Below are 17,899 nucleotides of genomic sequence, written 5' to 3'. Positions count from 1 at the left end.
GGCCTCAGTCGAAGAACACCCGCCGCACGGTCGCCTCGGCCGCCTTTGGCGAGAAGTGCCGGTCGATGTTGTCGAGCCCGGCGCGGGCCTGCCGCTCCCAGCGCGCCGCGTCGCCGTAAAGCGCCACCACCGCGTCGGCGAAGCCGGCCGCATCGTCGGCCACGGAAACGTCGACGCCATCATGCAGGTGCATGCCTTCGACCGCGCACGACGTGGCCACGACCGGCTGGCCATGGGCCATGCTCAGGTTGACCTTGCCCTTGACCCCGGCGCCGAAGCGCAGCGGTGCCACCGCCAGGCGGACGCGCTCCATGTACGGCGAAACGTCCGGAACATAGCCGTGCACCACGATGCCCGGCTCGCCGGCCAGCGCCTGCACCGCCGGCGGCGGCTCGCTGCCGATGCAGTGGAAGCGCACCTGCGGCAGCTGCCGGCGGATGCGCGGGAACACTTCGCGGGCGAACCAGAGCACCGCGTCGGTATTGGGTGGATGGCGGAAGCCGCCGACGAACACCAGGTCGCTGCGTTCGTCGAACGGGGCGCCCGCGCCCGCCACGTCATGGAGGTTGGAGAGCAGTTCGACGCGCAGTCCCGGGACGTCCTGCAGCAGCTGGGTGCGTTCTTCCGCGCTCACCACCAGGGTCAGGTCGGCGGCGGCCATCGCCGCCAGTTCGCGCGCCCGGGTCGCCTCGGCGGCGCGCAGGGCCGCGGCGTCGCCCGCGACCTCCGCGCCACGCCGCTCGCGCAGGTAGTGCAGGTCGACGGTATCGAACACCAGGCGCGCGCCGGGCGCGTGCCGGCGCAGCAGCGGCAGGAAGGCGGTGGCCAGGTGGTGGCGGGTGAGCACGATCACGTCGAAGCGCGCGGCGTGGTCGCGCAGCCAGGCCGGGGCGGAGGTGGCGAACGGCGCGTACCAGGTTTCCACGCCGAGCCGCTGCAGCGCCTGCGTGGCTTCCCCCGCGTGCGCCAGGCCGGTGGGCAGGAACGCGACGTGCGCGCCGGCGGCGCGCAGCATCCGCAGCAGGTTGAACTGGCGCAGCGAGGCCGAATCGCGGTCGGGGCGCGGCACGGCCTCGTCGACCACCAGCACGCGGCGTTGCCGCGCATGCAGCAGGGCCGGGCCGGGCACGACGCCGGGCGGAGGCTGTGCGCGCAGCGCATCGCTCCACTTGCTGGCGAAGACGCCGCGGTTGCGCACCTGGTAGGCCTTGATCCCGCTGCCGGTGTCGGTGCCGGCGGTGGTGCCCTCGTCGTGCAGCACGCGGCTGGCCGGCTGCACCAGCACGCGCCTGCCGGCCGCGCGCACGGCGAAGGCCAGGTCGGTGTCTTCGTAATAGGCCGGTGCGTAGCGGGAGTCGAAGCCACCCAGGGCCGTGAACAGGTCGCGCGGTATCGCCAGCGCCGCCCCCGAGCCGTAGTCGGCCTCGCGCAGGTAGGCGTAGCGCGGGTCGTCGGCCGCCTCGAAGCGGCCGTAGCTCCAGCAGCTGCCATCGTCGAACACGACGCCGCCGGATTCCTGCAGGCGGCCATCCGGATACAGCAGCTGCGCCGCCACCAGCCCCGCGTCCGGCCGCGCGTCGAACGTGGCCAGCAGCGCGTCCAGCCAGCCGGGCTGCGGGATCGTGTCGTTGTTGAGGAACACGAGCACCTCGCCGCGCGCCAGCGAAGCCCCGTCGTTGCAGGCCGCGATGAAGCCGCCGTTGGCGGCGCGCCGGTGGTAGCGCAGGCCGGCCACCTGCGGCATCCACGCGGACGTCTCGTCGCTGCTGCCGTCGTCGACCACGATCACCTCGCAAGCCGCCGCCAGTGGGTGCGCGGCCAGCGCACGCAGGCAGGCCAGGGTCGCTTCGGCGTGGTTGTAGACCGGGATGACGATGCTGGCGCGCGGCACGCCGCCTTCGGCCGTCGCGGGTACTGCGAACGGCGCGAACGGGCCCGGCGCAGGGCGGTAGAGGGGGGTGCGCGGCGGTGCCGGCGGCGGTCGCAGCTGCAGCACGGCCCGTTGCCAGGTTACCCGCCAGCCGCGGGCGCGCAGGCTGGACAGGCCGCGGCGCAGCAGCCCACGCAGGTGCGCCAGCCAGTAGCGGAGGTCGGCCAGCGGCGAGGGGGGCATTGCGGTCTGCAACTCCGACTGAAGGCAGGTGAACGGCGCCAACGGCGCAGGCGGACGGCTGCGCTAGACTCGGCCGACCCACGCATTCTCGCATTCCCGTGCCCCGACGCCACGATCCGGACGACATCGACGACATCGACGACATGGAGCCCGGTGCCAGCGCCAGCCCCGCCTGGCGCCGTCACCTCCTCACCGCGGTGCTGGCCGGGGCCGCGCTGGCTGCCGGCTTCCTGGTTCCCTACACGCTCTACCTGAACCACCAGGTCAGCGAACGCTTCGCCGCGCTGCAGTGGCAGATCCCGACCCGCGTCTACGCCCGTCCGCTCCAGCTCCGGCCGCAGCTGGCGATGGACGTGCGCACGCTGAAGACCGAGCTGGATGCCGCCGGCTACCAGGACGATGGCGCCGGCGAGCGGCCCGGCAGCTACGCCGCCGACGGCGGCCGCTTCACCATCTCCAGCCGCGGCTATGCCGACGTCGACGGCCAGGTGCCGGCGCGGCGCCTGCAGGTCACCCTTTCCGGTGGCCGCGTGGCCGGGCTGCGCGATGCCGGCAGCGGCAAGGCGGTCAAGGCCGCGCGCCTGGATCCGGCGCGGATCGCCACGCTCTACGGCCAGCGCCAGGAAGAGCGGCGCCTGGTCCGGATCGACGAGGTGCCGGAGCTGCTGGTCACCGGCCTGCAGGCGGTGGAAGACCGGGACTTCGCCCACCACCACGGCATCGACGTGTCGGGCATGGCGCGCGCGGCCTGGGTCAACCTGCTGGCCGGCGAGAAGCGCCAGGGCGCCAGCACGCTCACCCAGCAGCTGGCGCGCAGCGGCCTGCTCGGGATCGGCAAGGAACAGACCTGGACCCGCAAGTTCAACGAGATCCTCTACGCGATCATCCTCGAGTCGCGCTACGACAAGCGCACGATCCTGGAGACCTACCTCAACCAGGTCTACCTGGGCCAGCGGGGCGGCCAGGCGATCCACGGCATGGCCTCCGGCGCCGAGTTCTGGTTCGGCCGGGAACTGGGCGACCTGAGCACCGAACAGGTGGCGCTGCTGATCGGACTGGTGAAGGGGCCGTCGCATTACGACCCGCGCCGGCACCCGGAGCGCGCGCTGGAGCGCCGCAACATCGCCCTGTCGATGCTGCACGACACCGGCCTGGTCGACGATGCCGAATACGAGCGCGCGCGCGCCGCGCCGCTGGGCGTGACCAAGCAGCCGGGCGTGGCCGCGGCCAACCGCTTCCCGGCCTACATCGACCTGGTCCGCCGCCAGCTGGCCAACGATTACCCGGAAAGCGCGCTCCAGGGCGCGGGCCTGACCGTGCTGACCGGCATGTCGCCCTCGGCGCAGGCCTATGCCGAAGGCGCGGTGGTGCGCGCGGCCGAGGCGCTGCAGACCGGCAAGCGGCCACCGCTGCAGGCCGGCGTGGTGGTCACCGACGTGCATGCCGGCGACGTGCTGGCGGTGGTCGGCGGGCGCGACGTGGCCACCCATGGTTTCAACCGCGCGGTCGAAGCGAAGCGCCCGGTCGGCTCGCTGCTCAAGCCGTACGTGTACCTGCTCGCGCTGGCGCAGCCGCAGCGGTTCTCGCTGGCCAGCTTCGTCGAGGACACGCCGGTGACCGTGCAACTGGCACGCGGCAAGACCTGGTCGCCGGACAACTCCGACAACACCAGCCACGGCACCGTGCGCCTGGTCGACGCGCTCGCCCGTTCCTACAACCAGGCCACGGTGCGGATCGGCATGCAGGTCGGCCCGCAGCGGCTGGCGCAGCTGGTCAAGGTGCTGGCCGGGATCGAGGCCGAGCCGAACCCGTCGCTGATCCTCGGCTCGACCGACCAGAGCCCGTACGCGATGGCGCAGCTGTACCAGTTCCTCGCCTCCGGCGGCGAGATCCAGCCGCTGCGCGCGGTGCGCGGCGTGCTCGACCCGGACGGCAAGCTGCTCAAGCGCTATGACACCGCGCCGGCACCGGCGCAGGAAGGCGATTCGATCGCCGCCAACCTGGTCACGGTGGCGCTGCAGCAGGCGGTCAGCGAAGGCACCGGCCGCCGCCTGCTGGCCGATGGACTGGGCCGGCTGTCGCCGGCCGGCAAGACCGGCACCAGCAACGACGGCCGCGACAGCTGGTTCGCCGGCTACACCGGCGACCACCTGGCGGTGGTGTGGATGGGCAACGACCAGAACGAACAGACCGGGCTGTATGGCGCGACTGGCGCGATGCGGGTCTGGTCGGGCCTGTTCGCGCGCCTGCCCAGCGCGCCGTTGCGCGTGTCCGGCAAGGGCCTCGACTGGCAGTGGGTGCTGCCGCAGGGCACGTCGATCACCGATGCCGACTGCCCGGGCGCGCGCCGCTTCGCGTTCGTCGCCGGCGCCGTGCCGGCCTACGCCCCGTGCGCGCCTGCCTACGCCGAGCCTGCCGCCGACAGCGGCGATACCGGCGAGCCTGGTTTCTGGAGCCGCCTGTTCGGTCGCGACAGGCCGGCCGAGCCGGCGCAGGCCGAACCCGCCGGATCGGCCACGACGCCTGCGCCATAATGGGCGGCATGAATCCCCCCGTTCGCTGCCTTTCCGCCGTCCTCGCGGCGTGCCTGCTGCTCGCCGCGTGCGGCACCACGACGCCATCGCCGGTCGTCGCGCCCGGCCCCGGTCCGCAGGAGCGGCTCGCCGCCGTGCACGCGGCCGCCGGTGCCGAAGACACCGAACTGAGCGTGCAGCCGCTGCGCGACACCCAGGTCGAAGACCTGCGCGAGAAGGCATCGCAGGCGCTGGTTGCCGGCCGCCCCGCGGATGCAGCCGATTTCCTGAACCAGGCGCTGCTGATCGTCCCGGACGATCCGGCCGTGCTGCAGGAACGGGCCGAGGTGGCGCTGCTGCAGGGCCAGTACGACCGCGCCGAAACCCTGGCGCGCAGGGCCTTCGATGTCGGTTCCCGGGTCGGTCCGTTGTGCCGCCGGCACTGGGCCACGATCGAGCAGTCGCGCCTGGCGCGCGGGCAGGCGGAGAACGCCGCCTCGGCCAAGGCCCAGATCGGCACCTGCACGGTGCCCGGCCTCAAGCGGATGTAGGCGCGGTGGCCGCAGGCAGCGCCGACCGGCGCTCGCCCGCGGCCCGTGTCGACGCGTCCGCGCCTGCCGATGTCCCGTCTCGCCCACGCCAGCCGCGAAGCGCTCAGCGATGGTGGCGCGCTCGCCGAACGCGTCGAAGGCTTCGTCGCGCGGCCGGCGCAGCAGCGCCTGACCGCGGCGGTGGCCGAGGCCATCGACCAGCGCGAGGTGCTGCTGGCCGAGGCCGGCACCGGCACCGGCAAGACCTACGCGTACCTGGTGCCGGCGCTGCTGTCGGGGCTGAAGACGATCGTGTCCACCGGCACCCGCGCGCTGCAGGACCAGCTCTACCACCGCGACCTGCCGCGCGTGCGCGAGGCGCTGGGCGTCGGCCTGCGCAGCGCGCTGCTCAAGGGCCGCGCCAACTACCTGTGCCGCTACCGCACCGAGCAGGCCAAGGGCGATGCGCGCTTCTCCAGTCCCGAGCAGGCCTCGCAGTTCCAGCGCATCGTCGCCTGGGCCGGGCGCACCCGCGCCGGCGACATGGCCGAGCTGGAAGGCCTGCCCGACGATTCGCCGCTGCTGCCGCTGGTCACCTCCACCGTCGACAACTGCTTGGGCAGCGAGTGTCCCTTCTACGAAGAATGCTTCGTCGTGCAGGCGCGCCAGCGCGCGCAGGCCGCCGACCTGGTGGTGGTCAACCACCACCTGCTGCTGGCCGACCTGGCGCTCAAGCAGGAGGGGTTCGGCGAGATCCTGCCCGGTGCGCAGGCGTTCGTGATCGACGAGGCGCACCAGTTGCCGGAGCTGGCGGCCAGCTTCTTCGGCGAGGGCTTCGGCATGCGCCAGCTGCAGGAACTGGGCCGCGACTGCGTGGCCGAGTGCAAGCAGACCACCGGCGCGCTGGCGGTGGTGCAGGTGCCGGTGCGCGCGCTGGAGCAGGCGCTGCGCGAGCTGCGCGCGGCGATGGAAGCGTTGCCGCCGCGCGGCACCCGCTATCGCGCGCTGACCCTGCCGGCGGTGGCCGACGGCCTGGACGTGCTGGCCGACGCGCTGGCGACCCTGGAACAGGCGATGGCGCCGCTGGCGTCGACTTCGCCCGGCTTCGACGCCTGCGTGGCGCGCGCGCGCGACCTGCGCGAACGGCTGGAGCGCTGGCGCGACGGCGGCGCCGCGTCCGATGCGTTCGATGGCGACCAGGACCAGGCCCTGGTCGAGGCGGTGGCCGGCGAGGGCGATGCCGCGCTCGACCCGGCGCGCCTGGCCGAGGCCGCAGCCAGGGGCGGCGAGGTCTACTGGTACGAGCTAAGCGCGCGCGGGTTCCGCTGCCAGCGCACGCCGCTGGACGTGTCGGCGCCCCTGCGCGCGCATCGCGAGCGCTCGCACGCGGCCTGGATCTTCACCTCGGCCACGCTGGCCGTGGGCGGCGGCTTCACCCATGTCGGCCGCAAGCTGGGACTGTTCGATCCGGACACCTTGCTCGAGCCGAGCCCGTTCGACTGGCCACGGCAGGCGCTGTGCTACCTGCCGCGCAACCTGCCCGAGCCGAACACGCGCCAGTTCGGCGCAGCCATGCTGGAGGCGGTGCGGCCGGTGCTGGCTGCCTCGGGAGGCCGGGCGTTCCTGCTGTTCGCCTCGCACCGCGCCCTGCGCGAGGCCGCCGAAGCGCTGCGTGGAGGACCGTGGCCGCTGTTCGTGCAGGGCGAGGCGCCCAAGGCCGAGCTGCTGCGCCGCTTCCGCGAGTCCGGCAACGGCGTGCTGCTGGGTTCGGCGACCTTCCGCGAAGGCGTGGACGTGGCCGGCGATGCGCTGAGCGTGGTGGTGATAGACAAGCTGCCGTTCGCCGCGCCGGACGACCCGGTGTTCGAGGCGCGGCTGGACGCGGTGCGCCGCCGTGGCGGCAACCCGTTCCGCGACGAGCAGCTGCCGCAGGCGGTGATCGCGCTCAAGCAGGGCGTGGGCCGGCTGATCCGCACCGAATCGGACCGCGGCGTGCTGGTGCTGTGCGACCCGCGCCTGACCGCCAAGCCTTACGGACGGGTGTTCATGGAGTCCCTGCCCGGGTTCACCGTGACCCGGCGGATCGAGGACGTGCAGGCGTTCTTCGCGCGCGCGTAGGAGCCGGGGAGACCGGACATGCGTCCGTGGGAAAGCGCCCGCGACGCGACGCCGTCGGCGCAGGCGACGCCGTCGTGCTCCCGACGCGCGTGTCGTTGTAGAGCCGGTCTTGCCCGCGAAGCGACGGCACCGGCACAGGCACAGGCACAGGCGAAGCCCCTCATGATCCCTGCGCCCGTGTCGCCAGCAAGCTGTGCTCCTACAAAGGCGTCGTCGTCGCCACTGCCGGCCATCGTTTACCCTTTCCGTCCGTCCGCCGGATCCTGCCGCCCCCGATGAAGCTGCTCGCTTTCGAAACCGCCACCGAGGCCTGTTCGGTCGCGCTGTACCTGGACGGCGAGGTGCATGAGCGCTTCGACATCGCCCCGCGCAGGCACGCCGAGCTGTCGCTGCCGTGGGCCGATGCGCTGCTCGCCGAGGCCGGGCTGGCGCGCTCGCAGCTGGACGCGATCGCGGTCGGCCGCGGCCCGGGCGCGTTCACCGGCGTGCGCCTGGCGATCGCGCTGGCGCAAGGCATTGCGCTGGCCCTCGACCGGCCGGTGGTGCCGGTATCGACCCTGGCGGTGCTGGCCGCAGGTGCGCCGGGCGAAGGCCCGGAACAGATCCTCGCCGCGATCGACGCGCGCATGGGCGAGGTCTACGCCGCCAGCTTCAGGCGGGAAGGCGCCGCGCTGGTGCCGCTGGACGCCGAACGCGTGCTGCATCCCGAGGCGGTGCAGCTGCCCGCGGGCGCGACCGGCACGTGGCAGGGCGTGGGCAGCGGTTTCGCCGCTGCCGAAGGCCTGCTGGCCCGGCAGTTTGCCGCGAGGATGACCGCGGTCGACGCCTCGGCGCTTCCGCGCGCCGCCCATCTGGCGCGGCTGGCCGCGGCGGCCTTCGCGGCCGGGCAGGCGCTGGCGCCCGAACGGGTCGAACCGGCCTACCTGCGCGACAACGTCGCCCTGACCCTGGCCGAGCAGCAGCTGCAACGCGCGGCGAAACAGGCGTCCTGAGCGCTCTCCTGGGCCTGCCGGGCCGGGCGGGCGCTCCCGTGCCCGGGGCCGCCGGGCGCGATGTGGCAAAATCTGCAGCCCGTTGTCGCCCGAACCCGCCATGCCGCTCCCCGGATTTCCGCCCACGACGCCCCGTGCCCGGCCTGGCCGCGCGCACGCCGCCGCAGGCGCCTGAGCCGTGGCCGACGAAACCGGGCACTTGCCGCGCCGTCCCGGCCGCATCCTCAAGGCCACCGTCTGGTCGCTGCAGGGACTGCGCGCGGCCTGGCTGCACGAGTCCTCGTTCCGCCTGGAGGTCTACCTGTTCGTCGTCCTGGCGCCGCTGGCCCTGTGGCTGGGCGCCGACGGCGTGGAACGGGCGCTGCTGGTGGGCTCGATGGTGCTGGTGCTGTCGGCCGAACTGCTGAACTCGGCGGTCGAAGCGGTGATCGAGCGCTACGGCGCCGAGCACCACGAACTGGCCGGCCGGGCCAAGGACATGGGGTCGGCCGCGGTGTTCGTGCTGATGATGAACGTCCTGCTGGTCTGGGGCCTGGTGCTCGGCCCGCGACTGCTATGAATGAACCAACCGTAGGAACCGATCGACGATGAACCTCGAATTCCTGGCCGACCCGAACGTCTGGCTGACCCTGGTGACCCTGAGCGCGCTGGAAATCGTGCTGGGCATCGACAACCTGGTGTTCATCTCGATCGCCGTTGGCCGCCTGCCCGAGCACCAGCGCGCGTTCGCGCGCAAGTTCGGCATCGCGGTGGCCTGCATCACCCGCATCGCGCTGCTGGTCTCGCTGGCGTTCCTGGCGCGGATGCAGAACGACCTGTTCGCCGTGGCCGGCATGGGCTTCTCGATCCGCGACCTGGTGCTGATCCTGGGCGGCGCGTTCCTGCTGGTGAAGGGCGCGATGGAGATCCGCGAGCTGATCACCGGCGGCGAGGACGAGGACCCGCGCACCACCAAGAGCTCGCAGGTGTTCTGGATGGTGATCGTGCAGATCGCGATCATCGACATCGTGTTCTCGCTGGACTCGGTGATCACCGCCGTGGGCATGGCCCAGCACATCCCGGTGATGATCTTCGCGATCCTGACCGCGGTGGCGATCATGCTCCTGGCCGCCAATCCGCTGGGCCGCTTCATCGACGCCAACCCGACCATCAAGATGCTGGCGCTGGCCTTCATCCTGCTGATCGGCGTGGTCCTGATCCTGGACGGCTTCGAGGTGCACGTGCCCAAGCCGTACGTCTACTTCGCCATGGCCTTCTCGGTGCTGGTGGAGACGCTCAACCTGTTCATGCGCCGCAACGCCGCGCGCAAGCACGTGCCTGGCGCCGGCGAGTTCTGAGCCCGGCGCCGGCCTTCACGGCGCCTCGCTTGCGCGGCGGTCCGGGGCGGTGCTGGAATGGCACCGCACCGGCCACCGGCCGGCTCCACGAAGGGAGCGGTGACATGTTTGCCAGGCAAGGGACGATCCGCAGGTGGGCCGCCATGCTGGCGGTCGCGGCCACGGCGATGCTGCTCTCCGGCTGCGGCTACAACGCCATCCAGCAGAAGGACGAGGCGGTCAAGGCCGGCTGGTCCGAAGTGCTGAACCAGTACCAGCGCCGCGCCGACCTGGTCCCGAACCTGGTCGCCACGGTCAAGGGTTATGCCGCCCACGAGAGCCAGGTGCTGACCGACGTGACCGAGGCCCGGGCGCGCGTGGGCCAGGTCCAGGTCAATGCCGACGACCCGGCGTCGCTGCAGCAGTTCCAGGCCGCGCAGGGCGAGCTGTCCTCGGCGCTGTCGCGCCTGCTGGTGGTCAGCGAGAACTACCCGACGCTCAAGGCCGACCAGTTCTTCCGCGACCTGCAGGCGCAGCTGGAAGGCACCGAGAACCGGATCACCGTGGCCCGCGGCCGGTACATCGCCTCGGTGCAGGACTACAACACCTTCGTGCGCTCGTTCCCGCAGGTGATCACGGCCAAGGTCTTCGGCTACGGCCAGAAGCCGAACTTCACGGTGGAGAACGAAGCGCAGGTGCAGCGCGCACCCAGCGTCGATTTCGGCGCCACCCCGCCGGCGCAGCCGCCGCAACCCCCGCAGCCGCCTCCGGCGCCCGCGCCGGCCAACTGAACCGGTGACCGGCATGCGCGCACTGTGCGTGCGCCTGATGGCAGCCTGGCTGCTGCTGGCGGCCACCCTGGCCGCGTGGGCGCAGCCGGCGTCGCCTGCGGCCATTCCGCCGCTGGACGCCCCGGTCGTCGACACCACCGGCACGCTCGACGCGGCCACGGTGCAGCGCCTGGACGCGCAGGCGCGCGCGCTGCAACAGCGCAAGGGCAGCCAGCTGCAGGTGCTGGTGGTGCCGAGCACGCAGCCGGACAGCATCGAGCAGTACGCGGTGCGCGTGTTCGAGGCCTGGAAGCTCGGGCGCAAGGGCGTGGACGACGGCGTGCTGCTGCTGGTGGCCAAGGACGACCGCGCCGTGCGCATCGAAACCGGCTACGGGCTTGAGGGCGCGATCCCGGATGCGGTCGCCAACCGGGTCATCCAGGAATACCTGGTGCCGAAGTTCCGCGCCGGCGATTTCGGTGGCGGGATCGAGGATGCGACCGCGGTGCTGGTCAAGCTGGTCGATGGCGAACCATTGCCCGAGCCGGTCAGCCGCAACCGCGACGGGGATGCGCGCGGCGGTGGCGCGTGGCTGCCGGCGCTGGTGGTCGCCTTCATCGTCGCCAACGTGCTGCGCGCGCTGTTCGGCTGGTTGCCGGCGCCATTGCGCGGACCGCTGGTGGCCGTGGCCGGTGGCGCGGTGGGATGGTGGATCGCGTCCAGCGTGGTCGCGGCCGGGCTGGGCGCCCTGGTCGGGCTGATGATCGGCCTGTCCAGCCTCAAGGCGGGGCGTTACGTCCGCTCCGGGCGCGGCGGCGGCTGGGGCGGCGGCGGCTTCGGTGGTGGTGGCTGGGGCGGCGGCGGCCTTGGCGGCGGCGGTTTCGGCGGTGGCGGCGGCTGGTCGGGCGGCGGCGGGATGTCCGGCGGCGGCGGGGCGTCGGGGCGCTGGTGATGGCCGCGACACGCTGGCTTCGCCACCTGTTCGCGCCATCGGCGTCGGCCCGCTTTCCCGAAGCGGCGCTGGCGCGGATCGGCGAGGCGATCGCGGCCGGCGAGCGCCTGCACGATGGCGAGATCGTGTTCGCGGTCGAGGCCGGCCTGCCCTGGGCCGCACTGGTGGCCGGCACTGCGCCGCGCGACCGTGCGCACGAAGTGTTCGCCCGGCTTCGGGTCTGGGATACCGCGGCCAACAACGGCGTGCTGCTGTACCTGCTCCTGGCCGACCACGCGATCGAGCTCGTCGCCGACCGCGGCTTCCGCGACCGCGTGGGCGACGGCGAATGGGAGGCGGTGTGCGCGGCGATCGAGGCGGGCCTGGCCGGCGGCGATCCGGCGCAGGCCGTGGTCGACGGCATCGCCCGGCTCTCGGCCCTGGTGGCGATGCACTTTCCGGCAGCCAGCGGCGGCAGTGGCGACGAGCTTCCCGATCGACCGGTGCTGCTGTAGCAGCGGGGGGCTTGCCCGCGACGCGACGCCGCTGGCGCGGCCGATACTTCGTGTGCCCGCGCCCGGGTCGCCCGCCGGCCGGGGACTGCCGGGTCCGGGCCATCGCGCCCGCTCAGGCAGGCTCGGGCACAATAGCCCCAACGTTCCGGAAGCCGACACGCAATGATCGTCCTGCACCAGATCGATCCGATCGCCATCTCGCTGGGCCCGGTGCGGGTGCACTGGTACGGGGTGATGTACCTGCTCGGCTTCCTGCTGGCATGGTGGCTGGGCCACCGCCGGATCCGCGCCGGCCGCCTGCCGGGCGTGGACGGCAACGCGTTCTCCGACCTGCTGTTCTACGCGATGCTCGGCGTGGTCCTGGGCGGACGCATCGGCTACGTCCTGTTCTACGGGTTGGGCGAGTTCCTGCGCGATCCCCTGATGCTGTTCCGGGTATGGGACGGAGGCATGAGCTTCCACGGCGGCCTGATCGGCGTGCTGGCCGCGGCCTGGCTGTGGTCGCGCCGGCACCGGCTGCATTTCTTCGACACCATGGATTTCATCGCGCCGCTGGTGCCGCCGGGGCTGGGCTTCGGGCGCCTGGGCAACTACATCGGCGGCGAGCTTTGGGGCAAGTACACCGAGGCCGGCTGGGGCGTGGTGTTCCCGACCGGGCTGCCCGAGCAGTACCGCCACCTGGACCCGGCCGCGCTGAAGGCGCAGTTCGACGCCGGTGCGCTGGACGCCTTCGCGCGCCACCCGTCGCAGCTCTACCAGGCCGTGCTGGAGGGGCTGGTGATGTTCGCGGTGCTGTGGTGGTTCTCGTCCAGGCCGCGGCCGCGCTACGCGGTGTCGGGCATGTTCGCGCTGCTGTACGGGGTGTTCCGCTTCGTGGTCGAGTTCGTGCGCGTGCCCGATGCGCAGCTGGGCTACCTGGCCTTCGGCTGGCTGACCATGGGCCAGCTGCTGAGCCTGCCGCTGGTGGCGCTGGGCCTGTTCCTGCTGTGGCGCTCGCACAGCGCGCCGGTGCTGCAACCGCAGCCGCTGGCCTCGACGCGGCAGGAGGGCGCCAAGTGAAGCAGTACCTCGACCTGCTGGGCCACGTGCTGGAGCACGGCACCGAGAAGGCCGACCGCACCGGCACCGGCACCCGCAGCGTGTTCGGCTGGCAGATGCGCTTCGACCTGTCCCAAGGCTTCCCGCTGGTCACCACCAAGAAGCTGCACCTGCGCTCGATCATCCACGAGCTGCTGTGGTTCCTGAAGGGCGAGACCAACATCGCCTACCTCCGGGACCACAAGGTCAGCATATGGGACGAGTGGGCCGACGACGACGGCGAGCTCGGGCCGGTCTACGGCAAGCAGTGGCGGCGCTGGACCGGCAGCGATGGCCGCGAGATCGACCAGGTCCGCTGGGTACTGGACGAGATCCGCCGCAATCCCGATTCGCGCCGGCTGATCGTCAGCGCCTGGAACGTGGCGGACCTGCCGAAGATGGCGCTGATGCCGTGCCACACGATGTTCCAGTTCTACGTGGCCGACGGCCGGCTGAGCTGCCAGCTGTACCAGCGCAGCGGCGACATCTTCCTCGGCGTGCCGTTCAACATCGCCAGCTACGCCTTGCTCACCCACATGGTCGCCCAGGTCACCGGGCTGGAGGTCGGCGACTTCGTGCACACGCTGGGCGACGCGCACCTGTATTCGAACCACTACGAGCAGGCGCGCGAGCAGCTGGCGCGCACGCCGCGCGCGCTGCCGACGCTGCGGCTCAACCCGGACGTGGACGACCTGTTCGCGTTCACCTTCGAGGACATCGCCATCGAAGGCTACGACCCGTTGCCGGCGATCAAGGCGCCGGTGGCGGTCTGACCGCGATGCGGACGGTGCCATGAAGGTTTCGCTGGTCGCCGCGCTCGATCGCCAGCGCGGCATCGGTCGCGGCAACGATCTGCCGTGGCGCCTGCCCGACGACCTCAAGCGGTTCAAGGCGCTGACCCTGGGCAAGCCGGTGCTGATGGGGCGCCGGACGGCCGAATCGCTCGGCCGCGCGCTGCCCGGGCGGACCAACCTGGTGCTCACGCGCGGTGGGCAGGTGCCGTTCGAGGGCATGCGGGCGGTGGGCTCGATCGACGAGGCCGTGGCGGTGGCACGGGCCGGCGGCGCGCAGGAGCTGTGCGTGATCGGCGGCGGCGAGGTCTATGCGCTGGCGCTGCCGCGCGCCGACGTGCTGCACCTGACCGAGGTGGACGCAGTGGTCGCCGATGCCGACACCTTCTTCCCTGCGTGGGATCGCGCGCAGTGGCGGGAGGTCGAACGCCAGGCGCGCGCGGCCGATGACCGGCATGCGCATGCGTTCGAATTCGTCGAATACCGTCGCGTTTCATCGTAGAGCGGGGCTTGCCCCGCTTGGGCGCGCCGCCGGTGCCGTTATTCCTTGCGCAGGTGCGGGGGCAATGCCGGCACGTCGCGGCCGGGCACCTGCACGACGCGCAGGTCCTCGCTGTCCAGCTGCAGGGCGGTGAGCTTGCCGCCCCAGACCGCGCCGGTGTCGATGGCGTGGATGCCGCCGGTCAGGGTCAGGCCCAGCGTGGACCAGTGGCCACAGACGATCTTCAGGTCGCGCTCCACGCGTCCGGGCGCCTCGTACCAGGGATACAGGCCGGCGGCCTGGGTGCCCGGCGGGCCCTTCTCCTCGATCGCGATGCGGCCGCGCGGGGTGCAGTAGCGGGCGCGGGTGAACCAGTTGATGGTCGCCCGCCAGCGCTCGTAGCCACGCAGTCCCGGCGACCAGTTCGGCTTGTCGCCGTACATGTTGCGCAGCAGGCCGCGGTAGCCGTCGCCATGCAGCTGGCGCTCGATCTCCAGCGCGTACTGCTCGGCCTGCTGGGTGGTCCACTGCGGCGCCAGTCCGGCATGGACCATGAGCCAGCCTAGGTTGCGGTCGGCATGGACCAGCTTCTGCCGGCGCAGCCAGCCGAGCAGCTCGTCGGCGTCGTCGGCCAGCACCACGCGCTGCAGGTCCGGGTTGACCTTGCGCTTCTCCGCCGGCGCGCGCTCGCCGATGGCCAGCAGCGACAGGTCGTGGTTGCCGAGCACCACGATGCTGCGCTCGCGCAGCGAATGCACCAGCCGCAACGTCTCCAGCGACTGGCCCCCGCGGTTCACCAGGTCGCCGCAGAACCACAGCATGTCGCCGGCCGGGTCGAAGCGGATCTTCTCCAGCAGGCGCTGGGTGGCGTCGTAGCAGCCCTGAAGGTCGCCGATGGCCCAGGTGCTCATCGCGGCCGCCTCAGTGCAGGGTCCGCGGCACGGTCAGCAGGAAGGGGGGGATGGGCGCGTCGAAGCGGGTGCCATCGGCAGCCAGCATGTCGTAGCGTCCCTGCATCGCTCCCTCGCTGGTCTCCAGCACCACGCCGGAGGTGTACTCGTAGTCCCCGCCCGGTTCGAGCCAGGGCTGCTCGCCGACCACCCCGTCGCCGTGCACTTCCTCGACGCGGCCGTTGCCGTCGGTGATTTCCCAGTGGCGCGCCAGCAGGCGCGCGGCCACGCTCCCACGGTTGCGGATGCGGATCGTGTAGGCGAACACGTAGCGCCCGGCATCGGGTTCGGACTGATCGTCGAGGAAGCGCGGTTCGACGGCGACCTCGATCGCGTAGGGCATGGCCTGTGGCATGGCGACAGTGTAAGCAAAAAGCGCGTGACGGCCGAGACGACGGAGCCGGCGCCGCCGCGTTCCGCGATCGCTGCCGTCGCACGGCGGGGTTGTGCCGCATGATTCCGGCCGTCGCCGCGAGCAGCGGGGCAAGCCCCGCTCTACGGTGTTGCGGCCGGCGCCGTAAGCAGCGGGGCAAGCCCCGCTCTACGGTTGCGGCCGTCGCCGGGGACAACGCGGCAGGCCCCGCTCTACGGGGCGTTCGCCAGGCGGATGAAGGCCGCCACTTCCAGCTGCTCGGCGCGGGCGTCCGGCGCCACTGCCGCCGCTTCGAACTGGGCCGGCGTGCAGACGCCGTTGAGCGCGTTGCGCAGCGTCTTGCGGCGCTGCCCGAACGCCGCCCGCACGACCTCGGCAAAGCGTGCGCGGCTGTCGATGCCCACCGTGGCCGGATCGCGAGGCACCAGCCGCACCACCGCCGAGTCCACCTTCGGCGGTGGCCGGAACGCGCCCGGCGGCACCACGAACAGCGGCTGCACCTGGCAGTAGGCCTGCAGCATCACGCTCAGCCGCCCGTAGACCTTGCTGCCGGGCGGCGCGCCCATGCGGTCGACCACTTCCTTCTGCAGCATGAAGACCATGTCGCGGATCGCCGCGGCGTGGTCCAGCGCATGGAACAGGATCGGCGAGGAGATGTTGTAGGGCAGGTTGCCGCACAGCTTGAACGGCGTGCCGGCGGCCAGCGCGGTGAAGTCCACCGACAGCACGTCGCGGTGGACGATGGTCAGCTCGCCCACGCCTTCGGCCATCGCCGCCAGCGGCCCGACCAGGTCGCGGTCGAACTCGATCACGGTCAGCGCGCCATGGCGGCGCAGCAGCGGCAGGGTGATCGCGCCCTGGCCGGGACCGATCTCGACCAGGCGGTCGCCTGGTCGCGGATCGACGGCCTGGACGATGCGCTCGATGTAGACGCGCTCGTGCAGGAAGTTCTGGCCCAGGGATTTCTTGGGCTGGTGGCTGCTGGTCATGCGCCATTATCGCCGGTCGTGGCGATGGATGCCGCCAGGCCGCCTCAGTCCATCCCCAGCTTCTTGAGCTTGTAGCGCAGCGCGCGGAAGGTGATGCCCAGCTGCGCGGCGGTGCGGGTCTTGTTCCAGCGGTTCTCCTCCAGCGCCTTCTGGATCGCGGCCCGCTCGAGCTGCTCGATGTAGGAGGGCAGGGCGCCGGTGCCCGGGTCCAGGTCGATCACCGCTTCGGCCGGCGCCTGGGCCGTGCCGGCCTCGGCCGGGCCGGGGGCGCGCGCCTGCGGCAGGTGCAGGTCGGCCGCGTCGATGCTGTCGCCATCGGCCAGGGCCAGGGCGCGCTCGAGCACGTTTTCCAGTTCGCGCACGTTGCCGGGGAACGGATAGGCGGCAAGCGCGGCCATCGCCGGCGCGGTCAGCTCCGGCGTCGCCCGGCCCTGGCCGGCGGACAGGCGCTGCAGGATGGAGCCGGCCAGCTGCAGCAGGTCGCCGGTGCGTTCGCGCAGCGGGGGTACCCTCAGCTCGATGACGTTGATGCGGTAGTAAAGGTCGTGGCGGAAGCGGCCGTCGGCGACCAGCTGGGCCAGGTCCTTGTGGGTGGCCGAGAGGATGCGCACGTCCACCGCGACCTCGCTGGCGGCGCCCACCGCGCGCACCGATTTCTCCTGGATCGCGCGCAGCAGCTTGACCTGCATCGGCAGCGGCAGCTCGGCGACCTCGTCCAGGAACAGGGTGCCGCCGCTGGCGGCCTGGAACAGGCCGGGCTTGTCGGCATGGGCGCCGGTGAAGCTGCCCTTCCGGTGGCCGAAGAATTCGCTTTCCATCAGCTCGGCCGGGATCGCGCCGCAGTTGACCGGGACGAAGGGGCCGGCGGCGCGCGCGCCCTGCTCATGGATGGTGCGGGCGACCAGTTCCTTGCCGACGCCCGACTCGCCCAGGATGTAGACCGGCGCCTGGCTGCGGGCCACCTTGGCGATGGTGGCGCGCAGGGTCGCCATCGCCGGCGAGTCGCCGAGCAGGCGGCTGGCCTGCTCCGGCGGCGGCGGCGGCGGCTTGGGCCGCTCGGCGTTGTTCAGTTCCAGCGCGTGCCGGACCAGCCCGCGCAACACGTTGATGTCCACCGGCTTGCTGACGAAATCGAAGGCGCCGGCCTTCAACGCCTCCACCGCCAGGTCCATGCTGCCGAAGGCGGTGATCATCGCCACCGGGGTCTGCGGGTGGTTGCGGGAGATCTCGCCGACCAGCTCGATGCCGCTGCCGTCGGGCAGGCGCATGTCGGTGAAGCACAGGTCGTACGCGTGGCGGCCCAGCAGTTCGCGGGCCTCGGCCAGGTTGGCCGCGGTATCCACGCGCAGGCCCATCCGCCCCAGGGTCAGTACGAGCAGTTCGCGGATGTCGCGCTCGTCATCGACGATCAGGGCACTGCGGGTTTGGCTCATGCCGGCA

At 72.2% G+C, this 17,899-nt stretch carries 16 protein-coding genes and 1 pseudogene; 12 read left to right on the top strand and 5 right to left on the bottom strand.

Going from position 1 to position 17,899, the window contains the following annotated elements:
• Positions 1–4: 4 nt before the first annotated feature.
• The gene (locus ABKA19_RS14340; protein ID WP_353689478.1) at positions 5–2,113 is read right to left on the bottom strand and encodes a glycosyltransferase; all 2,109 of its coding nucleotides are present in this window, start codon (positions 2,111–2,113) and stop codon (positions 5–7) included.
• Positions 2,114–2,211: 98 nt separating this feature from the next.
• Between ABKA19_RS14340 and mrcB the strand changes: the two genes are divergently transcribed.
• The 12 genes from mrcB (at position 2,212) to ABKA19_RS14280 (ending at position 14,168) form a co-directional block, all read left to right on the top strand.
• Positions 2,212–4,647: a penicillin-binding protein 1B gene (gene mrcB, locus ABKA19_RS14335; RefSeq protein WP_353689477.1), complete on the top strand. Its 2,436-nt coding sequence runs from the start codon at positions 2,212–2,214 to the stop codon at positions 4,645–4,647.
• Positions 4,647–5,177, top strand: a complete 531-nt coding sequence (locus tag ABKA19_RS14330) for a tetratricopeptide repeat protein (protein ID WP_502945805.1) — start codon at positions 4,647–4,649, stop codon at positions 5,175–5,177. Before mrcB ends, ABKA19_RS14330 begins: the two co-directional genes overlap by 1 nt.
• 69 nt (positions 5,178–5,246) lie before the next feature.
• Positions 5,247–7,274, top strand: coding sequence for a DNA repair helicase YoaA (gene yoaA / locus ABKA19_RS14325; RefSeq protein ID WP_353689475.1), 2,028 nt, complete (start codon positions 5,247–5,249; stop codon positions 7,272–7,274).
• Positions 7,275–7,549: 275 nt separating this feature from the next.
• Complete coding sequence (tsaB, locus tag ABKA19_RS14320; protein ID WP_353689474.1) at positions 7,550–8,266, top strand: tRNA (adenosine(37)-N6)-threonylcarbamoyltransferase complex dimerization subunit type 1 TsaB; 717 nt, start codon at positions 7,550–7,552, stop codon at positions 8,264–8,266.
• 178 nt (positions 8,267–8,444) lie between these two features.
• The gene (locus tag ABKA19_RS14315) at positions 8,445–8,825 is read left to right on the top strand and encodes a diacylglycerol kinase (protein ID WP_162378575.1); all 381 of its coding nucleotides are present in this window, start codon (positions 8,445–8,447) and stop codon (positions 8,823–8,825) included.
• 28 nt (positions 8,826–8,853) lie between these two features.
• Entirely contained in the window at positions 8,854–9,603 is a 750-nt protein-coding gene (locus ABKA19_RS14310) for a TerC family protein (protein ID WP_162378574.1), read from the top strand.
• Positions 9,604–9,746: 143 nt separating this feature from the next.
• The gene (locus tag ABKA19_RS14305; protein WP_353689473.1) at positions 9,747–10,373 is read left to right on the top strand and encodes a LemA family protein; all 627 of its coding nucleotides are present in this window, start codon (positions 9,747–9,749) and stop codon (positions 10,371–10,373) included.
• A 13-nt stretch (positions 10,374–10,386) separates the two neighbouring features.
• Positions 10,387–11,304 (top strand): TPM domain-containing protein, encoded by a 918-nt coding sequence (locus ABKA19_RS14300; RefSeq protein ID WP_353689472.1) that lies wholly within the window; start codon positions 10,387–10,389, stop codon positions 11,302–11,304.
• A complete protein-coding gene (locus ABKA19_RS14295; protein WP_353689471.1) occupies positions 11,304–11,798 on the top strand; it encodes a TPM domain-containing protein in 495 nt (164 codons plus the stop codon). The genes ABKA19_RS14300 and ABKA19_RS14295 overlap by 1 nt, the downstream gene beginning before the upstream one ends.
• A 162-nt stretch (positions 11,799–11,960) precedes the next feature.
• Complete coding sequence (gene lgt / locus ABKA19_RS14290) at positions 11,961–12,857, top strand: prolipoprotein diacylglyceryl transferase (RefSeq protein WP_353689470.1); 897 nt, start codon at positions 11,961–11,963, stop codon at positions 12,855–12,857.
• Positions 12,854–13,648, top strand: a complete 795-nt coding sequence (locus ABKA19_RS14285; protein WP_353689469.1) for a thymidylate synthase — start codon at positions 12,854–12,856, stop codon at positions 13,646–13,648. Before lgt ends, ABKA19_RS14285 begins: the two co-directional genes overlap by 4 nt.
• A gap of 19 nt (positions 13,649–13,667) precedes the next feature.
• Positions 13,668–14,168, top strand: coding sequence for a dihydrofolate reductase (locus tag ABKA19_RS14280; protein ID WP_162378597.1), 501 nt, complete (start codon positions 13,668–13,670; stop codon positions 14,166–14,168).
• Positions 14,169–14,215: 47 nt separating this feature from the next.
• Here the strand turns inward: ABKA19_RS14280 and ABKA19_RS14275 are convergent.
• From ABKA19_RS14275 to ABKA19_RS14260, 4 genes and pseudogenes are all read right to left on the bottom strand, one after another.
• Positions 14,216–15,058 (bottom strand): annotated as a pseudogene (locus ABKA19_RS14275) (symmetrical bis(5'-nucleosyl)-tetraphosphatase); the annotation flags it as partial.
• 10 nt (positions 15,059–15,068) lie between these two features.
• A complete protein-coding gene (gene apaG / locus ABKA19_RS14270; RefSeq protein WP_353689467.1) occupies positions 15,069–15,452 on the bottom strand; it encodes a Co2+/Mg2+ efflux facilitator ApaG/CorD in 384 nt (127 codons plus the stop codon).
• Positions 15,453–15,682: 230 nt separating this feature from the next.
• Positions 15,683–16,459 carry a 16S rRNA (adenine(1518)-N(6)/adenine(1519)-N(6))-dimethyltransferase RsmA gene (gene rsmA, locus ABKA19_RS14265; protein WP_353689466.1) on the bottom strand — a complete coding sequence of 259 codons (777 nt, stop codon included), beginning with the start codon at positions 16,457–16,459 and terminating at the stop codon, positions 15,683–15,685.
• Positions 16,460–16,503: 44 nt separating this feature from the next.
• Positions 16,504–17,892, bottom strand: a complete 1,389-nt coding sequence (locus ABKA19_RS14260; RefSeq protein ID WP_353689465.1) for a sigma-54-dependent transcriptional regulator — start codon at positions 17,890–17,892, stop codon at positions 16,504–16,506.
• Positions 17,893–17,899 lie beyond the last annotated feature (7 nt).

Source organism: Pseudoxanthomonas sp. Soil82, assembly GCF_040446535.1.
GTDB classification, from domain to species: domain Bacteria; phylum Pseudomonadota; class Gammaproteobacteria; order Xanthomonadales; family Xanthomonadaceae; genus Pseudoxanthomonas; species Pseudoxanthomonas kaohsiungensis.
This window is presented reverse-complemented; position numbering and strand designations above follow the sequence as displayed.

Bases quoted from the DNA above. Each gene is read 5' to 3' on its own strand.
- ABKA19_RS14340 (WP_353689478.1), bottom strand. From the start codon at position 2,113: ATGCCCCCCTCGCCGCTGGCCGACCTCCGCTACTGGCTGGCGCACCTG.
- ABKA19_RS14330 (WP_502945805.1), top strand. From the start codon at position 4,647: ATGGGCGGCATGAATCCCCCCGTTCGCTGCCTTTCCGCCGTCCTCGCG.
- yoaA (WP_353689475.1), top strand. From the start codon at position 5,247: ATGTCCCGTCTCGCCCACGCCAGCCGCGAAGCGCTCAGCGATGGTGGC.
- tsaB (WP_353689474.1), top strand. From the start codon at position 7,550: ATGAAGCTGCTCGCTTTCGAAACCGCCACCGAGGCCTGTTCGGTCGCG.
- ABKA19_RS14310 (WP_162378574.1), top strand. From the start codon at position 8,854: ATGAACCTCGAATTCCTGGCCGACCCGAACGTCTGGCTGACCCTGGTG.
- ABKA19_RS14305 (WP_353689473.1), top strand. From the start codon at position 9,747: ATGCTGGCGGTCGCGGCCACGGCGATGCTGCTCTCCGGCTGCGGCTAC.
- ABKA19_RS14300 (WP_353689472.1), top strand. From the start codon at position 10,387: ATGCGCGCACTGTGCGTGCGCCTGATGGCAGCCTGGCTGCTGCTGGCG.
- ABKA19_RS14295 (WP_353689471.1), top strand. From the start codon at position 11,304: ATGGCCGCGACACGCTGGCTTCGCCACCTGTTCGCGCCATCGGCGTCG.
- lgt (WP_353689470.1), top strand. From the start codon at position 11,961: ATGATCGTCCTGCACCAGATCGATCCGATCGCCATCTCGCTGGGCCCG.
- ABKA19_RS14280 (WP_162378597.1), top strand. From the start codon at position 13,668: ATGAAGGTTTCGCTGGTCGCCGCGCTCGATCGCCAGCGCGGCATCGGT.
- apaG (WP_353689467.1), bottom strand. From the start codon at position 15,452: ATGCCACAGGCCATGCCCTACGCGATCGAGGTCGCCGTCGAACCGCGC.
- rsmA (WP_353689466.1), bottom strand. From the start codon at position 16,459: ATGACCAGCAGCCACCAGCCCAAGAAATCCCTGGGCCAGAACTTCCTG.
- ABKA19_RS14260 (WP_353689465.1), bottom strand. From the start codon at position 17,892: ATGAGCCAAACCCGCAGTGCCCTGATCGTCGATGACGAGCGCGACATC.